This window comes from Paracidovorax wautersii (assembly GCF_031453675.1).
GTDB lineage: Bacteria > Pseudomonadota > Gammaproteobacteria > Burkholderiales > Burkholderiaceae_C > Paracidovorax.
Genome location: NZ_JAVIZX010000001.1, coordinates 2,814,104 through 2,826,654 on the forward strand (window position 1 = coordinate 2,814,104; position 12,551 = coordinate 2,826,654).

The 12,551-nt window shown below is 68.4% G+C and carries 9 protein-coding genes; 4 read left to right on the plus strand and 5 right to left on the minus strand.

The genetic code is table 11. From position 1 onward, the window contains the following. Positions 1 to 325 precede the first annotated feature (325 nt). The gene (locus tag QE399_RS12675) at positions 326 to 937 is read right to left on the minus strand and encodes a TIGR00645 family protein (RefSeq protein WP_309829144.1); all 612 of its coding nucleotides are present in this window, start codon (positions 935 to 937) and stop codon (positions 326 to 328) included. Between the two features lie 290 nt (positions 938 to 1,227). Here QE399_RS12675 and acs point away from each other — a divergent pair, with 290 nt between their 5' ends. Further along, positions 1,228 to 3,234: an acetate--CoA ligase gene (gene acs, locus QE399_RS12680; protein WP_309829145.1), complete on the plus strand. Its 2,007-nt coding sequence runs from the start codon at positions 1,228 to 1,230 to the stop codon at positions 3,232 to 3,234. A 226-nt stretch (positions 3,235 to 3,460) separates the two neighbouring features. Continuing rightward, positions 3,461 to 3,973 carry a LapA family protein gene (locus tag QE399_RS12685; protein ID WP_309829146.1) on the plus strand — a complete coding sequence of 171 codons (513 nt, stop codon included), beginning with the start codon at positions 3,461 to 3,463 and terminating at the stop codon, positions 3,971 to 3,973. 108 nt (positions 3,974 to 4,081) lie between these two features. Here QE399_RS12685 and QE399_RS12690 read toward each other — a convergent pair whose 3' ends face one another. Continuing rightward, positions 4,082 to 4,387 carry a c-type cytochrome gene (locus tag QE399_RS12690; protein WP_309829147.1) on the minus strand — a complete coding sequence of 102 codons (306 nt, stop codon included), beginning with the start codon at positions 4,385 to 4,387 and terminating at the stop codon, positions 4,082 to 4,084. 102 nt (positions 4,388 to 4,489) lie between these two features. Between QE399_RS12690 and QE399_RS12695 the strand changes: the two genes are divergently transcribed. Next, entirely contained in the window at positions 4,490 to 4,732 is a 243-nt protein-coding gene (locus QE399_RS12695; RefSeq protein ID WP_309829148.1) for a TIGR04438 family Trp-rich protein, read from the plus strand. 249 nt (positions 4,733 to 4,981) lie between these two features. After that, a complete protein-coding gene (gene ilvD / locus QE399_RS12700) occupies positions 4,982 to 6,838 on the plus strand; it encodes a dihydroxy-acid dehydratase (protein ID WP_309829149.1) in 1,857 nt (618 codons plus the stop codon). Positions 6,839 to 7,000: 162 nt separating this feature from the next. Here the strand turns inward: ilvD and bfr are convergent, their stop codons facing one another. The 3 genes from bfr to QE399_RS12715 form a co-directional block, all read right to left on the minus strand. Continuing rightward, on the minus strand, positions 7,001 to 7,477 hold the full coding sequence (gene bfr, locus QE399_RS12705; protein WP_309829150.1) for a bacterioferritin: 477 nt from the start codon (positions 7,475 to 7,477) through the stop codon (positions 7,001 to 7,003). A 163-nt stretch (positions 7,478 to 7,640) separates the two neighbouring features. Beyond that, complete coding sequence (locus tag QE399_RS12710) at positions 7,641 to 9,836, minus strand: TonB-dependent receptor (protein ID WP_309829151.1); 2,196 nt, start codon at positions 9,834 to 9,836, stop codon at positions 7,641 to 7,643. Positions 9,837 to 9,950: 114 nt separating this feature from the next. Next, entirely contained in the window at positions 9,951 to 12,479 is a 2,529-nt protein-coding gene (locus QE399_RS12715; RefSeq protein WP_309829152.1) for a TonB-dependent siderophore receptor, read from the minus strand. Between the last annotated feature and the right edge of the window lie 72 nt (positions 12,480 to 12,551).

The window sequence follows — 12,551 nt, forward strand, 5'->3', positions numbered from 1 at the left end:
TGTTCCGGCCGAGGTGTGTCAGGGGCAGCGGCGTCGCAAAAGAGCCGGCTTTCTGACGAGATTCGCTCCGAAAGGGGCGAATTACCTGCGTTGCAGGTTGTAAAACACCCCGAAAGTATAGGTATTGGGTGCTTTTGTGTCAAAAGCACTGGGTTTTTGGGGATGTGTTATGCGCGTGCGCAGGCCGGTCGCATCGGCCGGCAATGCCGGCTCGTGCTTGCTATTGAAAATATAGCTGAATGCGCAGGCTGTACAAGCGCCAAAGCCCCGAAAGACCTCAAGAAAGAGGCCCTGCGGGGCTTTGGCATCGGCGCCGGGCGCCGGGTCAGTGCTTGCTGCTGGAAGCGTTCAGCAATTTGTCAGTGTAGGCAACGGCCAGGGCGCTGAGCAGGAACACCGTGTGGATGATGGTTTGCCACATCAGCACCTTGACGTCGTAGTTGGCGGCGTTGATGAAGGTCTTGAGCAGGTGGATGGAGCTGATGCCGATGATCGACAGGCCCAGCTTCACCTTCAGCACCGAGGCGTTCACGTGGCCCAGCCATTCGGGCTGGTCGGGGTGGCGGTCCAGGCCCAGGCGGCTCACGAAGGTCTCGTAGCCCCCGACGATCACCATGATCAGCAGGTTGGAGATCATCACCACGTCGATCAGCGCCAGCACGACCAGCATGATCATCGTCTCGTTGAGCGTGGTGATCTGCACCTCGGGCTTGTAGCCGATGCTGGTGACCAGCGCCTGCAAGGCGGCCTGGTTGCCGAAGGCCGCCTCGATGAGGTGCCACAGCTCGACCAGGAAGTGCCACACGTACACGCCCTGTGCGGCGATCAGGCCCAGGTACAGCGGCAGTTGCAGCCAGCGGCTGGCGAAGATGAGCGAGGGCAGCGGGCGCAGGGGCGCGTTGGCCCGGTCGGTGCCGGTGGGCGTGGGGGTGGACATGTCCGTGCGTTCAGGAGTGGGAAAAAGGTCGCGCGATTCTAGTGCGGCGTCTGCGGCCGCCGGATGGGCCGTGGCGTTGCGCCGCAGGGGGTTCCGCAGGGCGGTCCAGGCGAAGGGCGACGGGCGATGGGCGGCGCAGCGGCCTCTGCGCCCCGGTGCCGACCACCCGGGCGGGAAAGGCCGCGCAAGCCCTGGCCGCAAGCCGATTGCCGGTAAAGTCTCCGTCAGTGGCCTGTAAGTACCGCCCCCGAAAGTACTTCCAAAAAATCCCCATCCGATAGGAGACAAACATGACTGCGACCGCCTCTGCGTCCACGTCCGCGATCGAATCCGTTCTCGTGGAAAACCGCGTCTTTCCGCCGCCCGAGGCCCTGTCACGCAATGCGCGCGTGTCCGGCATGGACGGGTACAACGCCCTGTGCGCCGAGGCCGAGGGCGACTTCGAAGGCTTCTGGTCCCGCCTGGCGCGCGAGAACGTGCAGTGGACCAAACCCTTCACACAAGCGCTCGATGAATCCAACGCCCCCTTCTTCCAGTGGTTCGCCGACGGCGAATTGAACGCCAGCGCCAACTGCCTGGACCGCCACATCGGCACGCCGGTCGAGCACAAGACGGCCATCGTCTTCGAGGCCGACGACGGCGCGGTGACGAAGGTCACCTACAAGGAACTGCTGGAGCGCGTGGGCCGCTTCGCCAACGCGCTCAAGGCCCAGGGCGTGAAGAAGGGCGACCGCGTCCTGATCTACATGCCCATGACCATCGAGGGCGTGGTGGCCATGCAGGCGTGCGCGCGCATCGGCGCCACGCACAGCGTGGTGTTCGGCGGCTTCAGCGCCAAGGCCGTGCAGGAACGCATCATCGACGCGGGCGCCGTGGCCGTCATCACCGCCAACTACCAGATGCGCGGCGGCAAGGAGCTGCCGCTCAAGGCCATCATCGACGAAGCGCTGGCCATGGGCGGCTGCGACACCCTCAAGAGCATCCTGGTGTTCCAGCGCACCCCCACGGCCTGCAATATGGTCGCCGGCCGCGACAAGACCTTCGACGAGGCGCTGGCGGGCCAGAGCGCCCAGTGCGCCCCCGAACCGGTGGGCGCCGAACACCCGCTCTTCATCCTCTACACCAGCGGCTCCACCGGCAAGCCCAAGGGCGTGCAGCACGCCACGGGCGGCTACCTGCTGTGGGCCAAGCTCACGATGGACTGGACCTTCGACCTGAAGCCCGAAGACGTGTTCTGGTGCACCGCCGACATCGGCTGGATCACCGGCCACACCTACGTGGCCTACGGGCCGCTGGCCGCTGGCGCGACGCAGGTCGTGTTCGAAGGCGTGCCCACGTACCCGGACGCCGGCCGCTTCTGGCAGATGATCGAGCGCCACAAGGTATCGATCTTCTACACGGCGCCCACGGCCATCCGCTCGCTCATCAAGGCAGCCGAGGCCGACAAGGCGGTGCACCCCTCCAGCTCCGACCTGTCGAGCCTGCGCATCCTGGGCAGCGTGGGCGAGCCCATCAATCCCGAAGCCTGGATGTGGTACTACCGGAACGTGGGCGGCGAGCGCTGCCCCATCGTGGACACGTTCTGGCAGACCGAAACCGGCGGCCACGTCATCACGCCGCTGCCGGGCGCCACGCCGCTGGTGCCGGGCTCGTGCACGCTGCCGCTGCCGGGCATCACCGCCGCCATCGTGGACGAGGCCGGCAACGACATCGCGGACGGCACGGGCGGCATCCTGGTCATCAAGCGCCCCTGGCCCAGCATGATCCGCACGATCTGGAACGACCCGGAACGCTTCAAGAAGAGCTACTTCCCCGAAGAGCTCAAGGGCTACTACCTCGCCGGCGACGGCGCCGTGCGCAGCGCCGACCGCAGCTACTTCCGCATCACCGGCCGCATCGACGACGTGCTGAACGTCTCGGGCCACCGCATGGGCACCATGGAGATCGAGTCCGCCCTGGTCGCCAAGACCGACCTGGTGGCCGAGGCCGCGGTGGTGGGCCGGCCCGACGACGTGACGGGCGAGGCCATCTGCGCCTTCGTGGTGCTCAAGCGCCCGCGCCCGTCCGGCGACGAGGCCAAGGCCATCGCCAAGGAATTGCGCGACTGGGTGGCCAAGGAGATCGGGCCGATTGCCAAGCCCAAGGACATCCGCTTCGGCGACAACCTGCCCAAGACGCGCAGCGGCAAGATCATGCGCCGGCTGCTGCGCTCCATTGCCAAGGGCGAGCAGATCACGCAGGACACCAGCACGCTGGAGAACCCGGCCATCCTGGACCAGCTGTCACAGGCCAACTGAGGCGCAGCGCTGCTCGCGAGAAACTAGAGCGCCGTTCATGGCGCGGCGCCACCCACGCCACCGCGGCCCGTCCGCGGTGGCTTTTTTTACGTGCGGGGCGCTGTAGGACGGCACCGGAATCGCCTTGCGGGGCTGCGGGGTGGATGGCGGGATGGGGTACAACCGGGCGACCGCCGGGGCCGCTGCGCCTGGCCAGCCCCCATAACTCTGCTACGGAGTGTCTCCCATGAATCTCAGAACCATCCTGCTGCTGCTCATCGTTCTCGCCATTGCCGCCCTGGCCGCCCTGAACTGGGGCACCCTCGCCACGCCGTCCTATATCTCGCTGGGCATCACGTCGTTCCAGGCGCCGCTCGGTCTGATCATGCTGGGCCTGACCCTCCTGCTGGGCGTGTTCTTCATCGCCTACGTGCTGTCGCTGCAGGGTTCAGTGCTGCTGGAAACCCGCCGCCATGCCAAGGAAATGGCGGCACAGCGCGACCTCGCCGACAAGGCCGAAGCATCGCGCTTCACCGAACTGCGCGCCTTCCTGCAGGGGCAGCATGTGGAGGGCCAGCAGGCCGTTCTGGCGCGGCTGGACACGCTGGAGGCCCATCTGGCCGCCCGCGCCCAGGAGTCCGACAACACCACCGCCGCCTACGTGGGCCAGCTGGAGGACCAGTTGCGTGGCCGTGCCGTCGCGCCTGCGCAGCTGCGCCCCGAGCCGCCCCTGCGGGCCGACCCCGATCTGCGGATCTGACGCACGTCGGCCGCGTGCCGATACCAAAAAAAAGCCGCAGGGGCCTGGGCTCCTGCGGCTTTTTTGTGGATCGCGCGGCAGAGCCGGAGGCCCTGCGCGGCAGCGGCGTCACTTCACGGTCAGGATCCAGGCGGCCAGCTTCTTGGCCTCGGCCTCGTTGACCTGGGTGTTGGCGGGCATGGGCACCGGGCCCCAGACGCCCGAACCGCCCTTCATGATCTTGGCGGCCAGCTTGTCGGCGGCGCCGCCCTGACCGGCGTACTTGGCCGCCACATCCTTGAACGACGGGCCGACCAGCTTCTTGTCGACCCCGTGGCAGGTCATGCAGTTCTTGGACATCGCCAGTGCCTGGTCTGCCAGGGCAGGGGCGGCAACCGACAGTGTGACGGCGAGGGTGACCAGGGTACGCTTCATCGGGGGATCCTGTGGTGGTTGCAGTACATTTATCTCAATGAAATTGTAGTGGCGTGGGTTGACGGGCCTTTCCCGCAAACCCCGCTGCGCCGAGGAGGAACCATGTACGCACTGGGCCTGGGGCTGTTTCTGGCCCTGCTGAAGTTTCTCGAGGTGGGCCCCGTGGCCGGCTGGTCGTGGTGGTGGGTTCTCTCGCCCTTCGCGGTGGCCGCGGCGTGGTGGGCCTGGGCCGATGCGCAGGGCTACACCAAGCGCAAGGCGATCGAGAAGATGGAGCGCCGCAGGCGCGAGCGCATCGACCGCCAGAAGGCGGCCATGGGCATGAAGCCCCGCCGCCCGCGCTGATTCGCGGGTTCCCGTTGCTGTGTTCAAGCCCGCGTCCGGCGCCGGACGCGGGCTTTTCCTTTGGCGCTCTCCGCTGGCGCCAGTGCCGGGCGCCGGCATTGGGCACGTTCGCGGCAGGGGCTCGGGGGTGGGGGATAATTGGCCGGTCTGCCCAGGGCACGGCTCAAGAGGTTGTTTGTTCGCACGGGCGCGCGAGGGGCCTATTCCTGCGGCCCGATTCCTTCCAGCGATATTCCTGAAGCAACCACGATGCCCGCATACCGTTCCAAAACCTCCACCGCCGGACGCAACATGGCCGGTGCCCGCTCGCTGTGGCGCGCCACCGGCATGAAGGACGAAGACTTCAGCAAGCCGATCATCGCCGTGGTGAACTCGTTCACGCAGTTCGTTCCCGGCCACGTGCACCTGAAGGACCTGGGCCAGCTCGTCGCCCGCGAGATCGAAGCCGCCGGCGGCGTCGCCAAGGAGTTCAATACCATCGCCGTGGACGACGGCATCGCCATGGGCCATGACGGCATGCTGTATTCGCTGCCCAGCCGCGACATCATTGCGGACTCGGTCGAGTACATGGTCAACGCCCACTGCGCCGATGCCATGGTCTGCATCAGCAACTGCGACAAGATCACGCCCGGCATGCTGATGGCCGCCATGCGCCTGAACATCCCGGTGATCTTCGTGTCGGGCGGCCCCATGGAAGCCGGCAAGACCCGCCTGGCCAACCCCGTCACCAAGACCATCGAGTTCAAGAAGCTGGACCTGGTGGATGCCATGGTCATCGCCGCCGACGACCGGTACTCCGATGCCGACGTGGCCGAGGTGGAGCGCTCCGCCTGCCCGACCTGCGGCTCGTGCTCGGGCATGTTCACCGCCAACTCGATGAACTGCCTGACGGAAGCCCTGGGCCTGTCGCTGCCCGGCAACGGCACGGTGGTGGCCACGCATGCCGACCGCGAGCAGCTCTTCAAGCGCGCCGGCCGCCGCATCGTGGAACTGGCCCGCCAGTACTACGAGCAGGATGACGAGCGCGTGCTGCCGCGCACCGTCGGCTTCAAGGCCTTCGAGAACGCGATGACGCTGGACATCGCCATGGGCGGCTCCACCAACACCATCCTGCACCTGCTGGCGATCGCACGCGAGGCCGAGATCGACTTCGACATGGGCGACATCGACCGCCTGTCGCGCGTGGTTCCGCAGCTGTGCAAGGTGGCGCCCAACACCAACAAGTACCACATCGAGGATGTGCACCGCGCCGGCGGCATCATGGCCATCCTGGGTGAGCTGGAGCGTGCCGGCAAGCTGCACACTGATGTGCCCACCGTGCACGCGCCCACGCTGGGCGACGCGCTCGCGCAGTGGGACATCACCCGCACGCAGGACGATGCGGTGCGCACCTTCTACATGGCCGGCCCGGCGGGCGTCCCGACGCAGGTGGCCTTCAGCCAGAACACGCGCTGGCCCAGCCTGGACCTGGACCGCGCGGAAGGCTGCATCCGCTCGTACGAGCATGCCTTCAGCAAGGAAGGCGGCCTGGCCGTGCTGCGCGGCAACATCGCGCTGGACGGCTGCGTGGTCAAGACCGCGGGCGTGGACGAATCCATCCACGTGTTCGAGGGCTCGGCCCACGTGACCGAGTCGCAGGACGAAGCGGTGGAGAACATCCTGGCCGACAAGGTCAAGGCCGGCGACATCGTCATCGTGCGCTACGAAGGCCCCAAGGGCGGCCCCGGCATGCAGGAGATGCTCTACCCCACCAGCTACATCAAGTCCAAGGGCCTGGGCAAGGACTGCGCGCTGCTGACGGACGGGCGCTTCTCGGGCGGCACCTCCGGCCTGTCGATCGGCCACTGCTCGCCCGAGGCGGCGGCGGGCGGCGCCATCGGCCTGGTGCGCAACGGCGACCGCATCCGCATCGACATTCCCAACCGCACCATCGACGTGCTGGTGAGCGACGAAGAGCTGGCCCGCCGCCGCGCCGAGCAGGACGCCAAGGGCTGGAAGCCGGCCCAGCCGCGCCCGCGCAAGGTGTCTGCCGCGCTCAAGGCCTACGCCAAGCTGGTCATGTCGGCAGACAAGGGCGCGGTGCGCGATCCGGCGCTGCTGGATTGACGCCGCGGCGGGTGGCGTGCTCCTGATTCAGGAGCTGCCTGCGCTGAATGCAAAAGGGTTTGAAGGCCGCAAGACCTTCAAACCCTTTGTTCTTGAGCGCTACCTGCTTGTATTTCGATAGCGGTCTTGGAGTGCTTGGGGCGCCTGTGTCGGCCCCGGCCCTCAGGCCGGCGACCCCATCTGGCTTTGCAGGTAGTTCTGCAGGCCGATCTTGTCGATCAGGCCGATCTGCTTTTCCAGCCAGTAGGCGTGGTCTTCTTCCGTATCGCGCAGCTGGGCCAGGAGCAGGTCGCGGCTGACGAAGTCGCCCACGCTCTCGCACAGCTGCATGCCCTTCTGCAGGGCGGCGCGCACTTCGTACTCGGTCTCCAGGTCCTTGCGCAGCATCTCGGGCACGGTCTCGCCGGGCGTGAAATCCTTGGGACGCATGTCGGGGCGGCCGCCGAGGAAGAGGATGCGGCGCAGGATGGCGTCGGCGTGCTGGGTCTCTTCTTGCATCTCGTGGTCGAGGCGCGTGTAGAGCTTGAGGAAGCCCTGGTCCTCATAGATGCGCGAGTGGGCGAAATACTGGTCGCGTGCGGCCAGCTCGCCGCGCAGCAGGTCCTTGAAATATTCGATGACTTGTGGGTTGCCCTGCATGGAGTTTTCCTTGTTCTGATCCAAGGAGTATCGCGCCGGCAGGGCGTTTCGGGGGGAATGGCCCCCGCGGGCCGTTCTGCATGCGCACGGGCATCAGAAGCGTTCTCATTGGGCGCCTGTGCGGCCCCGCCACCAGGCCCGGGGCCGCACAGTAGCCTGCCGATCAGAAGTCGAACTGGGCCGACAGCGTCAGCGTGCGCGGCAGGCCCGTGGTGGAGTAGCCGTTGATGCCGGTGATCCAGTAGCCCTTATCGCTCACGTTCTCCAGGTTGGCGCGCAGCACGACCGGCTTGCCCGACAGCTTGGTGGCGTAGCGCGCGCCGATGTCCAGGCGCGTCCACGACGGCGTGCTCAGCGTGTTGTCCGCGTTGCGGTACACGGATGAAGAACTGACGACGCGGCCATTGAGGCTCAGGCCCGGCACCCACGGCGCATCCCAGTCCAGGCCGAGGTTGTAGTTGCGGTCAGGCACGCCCGAGACCTTCTTGTCCTGGTTGACGCCGCCTTGCGTGCGGGTGAGCTCGGCTTCGGTGAAAGCCACGCTGGCCATCAGGCGCAGGCCGCGCTGCAGTTCGCCATAGGCCGTCAGCTCCAGCCCGCGGTTGCGTTGCTCGCCGTCGTAGCTGTAGTGCTGCAGGGCAGGGTTGCTGGCCGACGGCGTGGAGTAGGCGCTGGGCCGCTTGATCTGGTAGACCGCCGCCTGCGTGGTCAGTTGGCCCCAGTCCACCTTCACGCCCATTTCGATCTGCTTGGACTTGAAGGGCGGAATGGTCTCGCCGGCGTTGTCGTAGGCCGGCGTCGCGTTCTCGGCCACCTTGCTGCCGCGGGAGAGGCCGGCCGTGTAGTTGGCGTAGACCGACGTGCTGCGGGTGGGCTTGAACACCACGCCTGCCAGCGGCGTGGTGCTGCTGGCCTTGTACTGGCTGGTGGATGCGCCCGTGGCCACGTTGAAGCCCTCGTAGTCCATGGTTTGCCGGCGCAGGCCCAGCGTGACCAGTAGGCTGTCGTTGAAGAAACCCAGGGTATCGGCGATGGCGAAGCTGTGCTGGTGGTTTTCGACGCTCTTGCCGGGCGCGCCGCGCACGCCTGTCATGGCCGGAGCGCGCACGGGGTTGTACAGGCTGGACGGCGCAGAGCCGCCCGTGGCATAGAAGTAGCCCGTCTCCTGCGCCATGTAGTTCATGCCCAGGGCCACGGTGTGCTTGATGGCACCGGTGGTGAAGCGGGTGCGCAGGCCCACGTCCGCCGCCTTGGAGTCGGTGTACTGGTCGTACCAGGCGTTGCTGACGGTGAAGTTGCCGTTGGCGTCGAGCCCGCGGCCGCCCGGGAAGTCCTGCTTGTAGTCCAGCTTGGACCAGCCCACGCTGCCGTAGACCGTGGTGCTGTCGGTGAGGTCGTGTTCCAGGCGCGAGGTCACCAGCTTGAAGTTGTCTTTCAGTTCGGTGCCGGGGTACCAGGCCGTGCGCGTGTCGGGCACGGCGGGGATGCCGCCGGTGGTGGGCAGGGTGATGTGGTTGCGGAAGTCGTCGGTCTCGCCGCGCGAGGCCGTGGCGTCGAGCGACCAGCGGGTACGCGCGCCCGCATAGTCCAGCGCGATGGAGCCGAGGTTGAGGTTCTGTTTGCCGCCGTCGATGGTGCCTTCGCCGCCGCGCACGAGACCGTTGACGCGCACGCCCCATTGGTTGTCTTCGCCGAAGCGGCGGCCCACGTCCAGATGGGCGGCCAAGTTGGACTTGCTCATGTAGCTGGTGGTCAGGCGCGTGAGCGGTGCGTCGCCCGCACGCTTGGACACCGCGTTGATGCTGCCGCCCACGCTGCCGTTGGGCCCGACGCCGTTGGTCAGCGCGCCAGGGCCCTTGAGCACTTCCACGCGCTCGATGGATTCGAGGGGAATGCGGGTGGAGGGCGCCAGGCCGTACAGGCCGTTGATGGCGAGGTCGCCATTGCCCACGGTGAAGCCGCGGATCTGGAAGTCGTCGCCGAAGCCGCCACGCGATGCCATCGGACGCACGGACGCGTCGTTCATCACCACATCGGCCACGCTCTGCGCCTGCTGGTTGGCGATCAGCTCGGAGGTGTAGTTGGTGGTGCTGAACGGCACGCTCATCAGGTCGACCCGGCCGAGCAGGCCCAGATCGCCGCCGCGGGCCAGCTGGCCGCCGGAGTAGGTCTTCTGCAGGCCGCCGATGGCCTCGGCCTGGTCGGACACGGTCACCTGGTCGAGCGTGGTGGTGCCGCTGGTCTGTGCCGCAGCGCCGACGGCGGCCAGCGCGAGGCCGGCACCCAGGCATTGGCGCAGCACGCGCACCAGGGGCAGCGGAGTGCAACGGAAATCAGAGCGAGAAGCATGTCGATTCATGGAGTTCATGGCATCAAGGGTTGGTGGTGGATCAAGGAAACCAGGGCCGCCGGGGGGCGGTGCGGGAACGGAGCGAGAAGGGAGGGGTGGCGGCAGCCTGGCCGCCGGCCGCCGTCAGAACTGGGCGCGCACGGACAGCATCACATTGCGGGGATCGCCGTAGTAGTTGTTGAAGTACGTGCTGTTGGGGGAAAACTTGCTGAAATAGACCTTGTCGAAGAGGTTGTTCACATGCAGCTGCACCGTCAGGTGGGTGTCGATGCGGTAGCGCAGCAGCGCATCGAAGACGGCGTAGCCGCCCTGGTGCGCGGTGGTGCCGCCCACGGTCACGTAGGAGCCGCTTTGCACCCGCGCGCCGCCGCCCACCGTCCAGCCCTGCAGCGGGCCGCGCAGCTGGTAGGTGCTGAACAGCCGCAGCGCGTGGCGCGGGTCGATGCTGCGCAGGGGCTCGCCGGCGCGCGCGGTGGGGGTGGCCTGCAGGTAGGCGGTGCGGGTGTAGGTGTAGCCGGCCGAGAGCTGCCAGCCGGGTTGCAGCAGGCCGGCCACCTCGGCCTCGATGCCTTCGCTGCGGCTCGTGCCGCCAGCGCGGTAGCAGGCACTGTCGGTGTAGTAGGGCAGGCAGGGCGTGGGGGTGCCCATGTCCTGCTCGGCGCGCCCGCGCTGGTGGATGCGGAACAGCGACAGCGACGCATCGGCCCGGCCTTCCCACCACTGGGCCTTGAGCCCCGCTTCGATGTCGCGGCCTTCCACGGGGGCCAGCAGCCGCCCGCCGGCGGCGCGGTAGTTCTGCGGCGAGAACACCTCGCTGTAGCTGGCGTAGGCGCTGAGCCCGGGCGACAGGTCGTACACCAGCCCGGCATACGGCGTGAGTTCGTGCGGCACGCGGTAGCCGCTGGCCGGCTGGCCCGTCACGCCGTGGCGCCAGTGGGTGAGCCGCGCGCCCGCGATGGCGGTGAGCCGGTCGCTCAGCGACAGGTGGGCCTTGCCGTACAGGCTGTCCTGCGCGGTGCGCGTGTCGGGGCTGCGGTAGGGCGTGCCGCCGGCCGTGGTGGAGGAGGTTTCGGGGTAGCTGGTGGAGGGGTTCCAGGTGCGTACGTCCACGCCGGACAGCGGGGCGAGGCCCCACACGCCGGCGCTGCCAGTGGTGTGCACGCGCTGCACCTGTGCGCCGGCGACGAGCTGGTGGGTGCGCCCGAACAGTGTGAACGGGCCCTGCGCGCTGAAGTCCATCGCGTTCTGGTCGCTGGCCTCGCCGCCGTAGACGGCCGTGCTGACGTTCACCAGGTAGGGATCGGTGGCGCTGGCGGCCGAGAACGACGCCTGCTTGAAGCCGTCGGAGCGAAAACGGGTGTGGGCGGCGCGCAGCCGGGTGCTCCAGCCAGCATCCCAGCGCTGCTCCAGCTCGGCGAAGGCCTGCTGGTTGTGGCGGTCCCAGCGGTTCCAGTCGGTGCCCAGGTAGGTGCTGCGCGGCAGGCCCAGCGGGCTGCCGTTGGTGGCGGCGGGCAGGCCGCCCCAGGCGCCGGTGGCCTCCAGCTGCGTGTGCTGCAGGCCGGCGGTGAGCCGGGTGGCCGGGCCCAGGTCGGCTTCCAGCACGCCGTAGAGCGTCTGGCGCTCTTCTTCACGCGCGGTCTGTGCAAAGCCCTTGTGGTCGGCCGCGGCCACGATGCGCCCGCGCAAGGTGCCGGCGGCGTTCCAGGGACCGCTCAGGTCCGCCTCGGCGCGGCGGCGGCCCCAGGTGCCCGCCGCCACACGCGCATCGGCCTGGAATTGCGGCAGCGGCCGCTTGCGGACCATGTTGACTGTGGCCGACGGCTGGCCTGCGCCCTGCAGCAGACCGGCGGCGCCGCGCAGGACCTCCACGCGGTCGAGCACGGCGGTGTCGGGCTGGATGAACACCGCCGCGGCGCTGTTCTGGCTGACGGGCAGCCCGTCCACCTGAAGCATGTCGATCTGGTGCCCGCGCGACCAGTAGGTGATGCGCTCGGTATCGATGTAGTCCACGGCGATGCCGGGCGCCTGCTGCAGCACGTCGCGCAGGTCGGTCAGGGCGCGGTCGTCCATCAGCTGGCGCGTGACCACGGTGACGGGCTGCGGGATGCGGCGCAGCGGCTGCTCGGTATGGAACACCGCGGCAGAGCCGGCCGCATACGCGCCCGCGCCGTCGGTCAGCGGACCGGGCGGCGCTGCGGCCGTGACCGTGACGGTGTCCAGCGTTGCGCTGTCCGCCACCGGCGCAGGAGCCGCCGCCGTGGGCAGGGCGCGCAGCGTATAGGCCCCGGCCGCCGTGCGCACCGCCTGCAGGCCGCTGCCTTCCAGGACGCGAGCGAAGCCGGCCTCCACGCCAAAGCGCCCCTGCAGTCCGGGCGACCGGCGCGCCGCCAGCGGGGCCGCGTCGAATGACAGCGCCACGCCGGCGGCATGGGCGTACTGCGCCACCACCTGGGCCAGCGGGCCGGCAGGGATCGAGAACCACGGCGCGCCAGCGGCGGGCTCGGGGGCGCTGGGGTGGCCCGGCTGCATCGCCCGGGCTGCGTCTGCCCGGGGTGTTGCGCTGCCCGCCGCGCCGGCCAGCAGGCACAGCAGCGCCGCGCCCAGGCGATGGGCGCGCGGCAGACAGGCGGCAGCAAAAAGGGGGGACAGCATGGAAACGGGTGAAAGGCCCCGGCGGGGGCGAAGGCGTCGGAGAGGGCCTGCCTTCACCGGGTAGGTCGAACG

Bases quoted from the DNA above. Each gene is read 5' to 3' on its own strand.
- bfr (WP_309829150.1), bottom strand. From the start codon at position 7,477: ATGCAGGGCAACCCACAAGTCATCGAATATTTCAAGGACCTGCTGCGC.
- QE399_RS12675 (WP_309829144.1), bottom strand. From the start codon at position 937: ATGTCCACCCCCACGCCCACCGGCACCGACCGGGCCAACGCGCCCCTG.
- QE399_RS12715 (WP_309829152.1), bottom strand. From the start codon at position 12,479: ATGCTGTCCCCCCTTTTTGCTGCCGCCTGTCTGCCGCGCGCCCATCGC.
- QE399_RS12685 (WP_309829146.1), top strand. From the start codon at position 3,461: ATGAATCTCAGAACCATCCTGCTGCTGCTCATCGTTCTCGCCATTGCC.
- acs (WP_309829145.1), top strand. From the start codon at position 1,228: ATGACTGCGACCGCCTCTGCGTCCACGTCCGCGATCGAATCCGTTCTC.
- ilvD (WP_309829149.1), top strand. From the start codon at position 4,982: ATGCCCGCATACCGTTCCAAAACCTCCACCGCCGGACGCAACATGGCC.
- QE399_RS12710 (WP_309829151.1), bottom strand. From the start codon at position 9,836: ATGAATCGACATGCTTCTCGCTCTGATTTCCGTTGCACTCCGCTGCCC.
- QE399_RS12690 (WP_309829147.1), bottom strand. From the start codon at position 4,387: ATGAAGCGTACCCTGGTCACCCTCGCCGTCACACTGTCGGTTGCCGCC.
- QE399_RS12695 (WP_309829148.1), top strand. From the start codon at position 4,490: ATGTACGCACTGGGCCTGGGGCTGTTTCTGGCCCTGCTGAAGTTTCTC.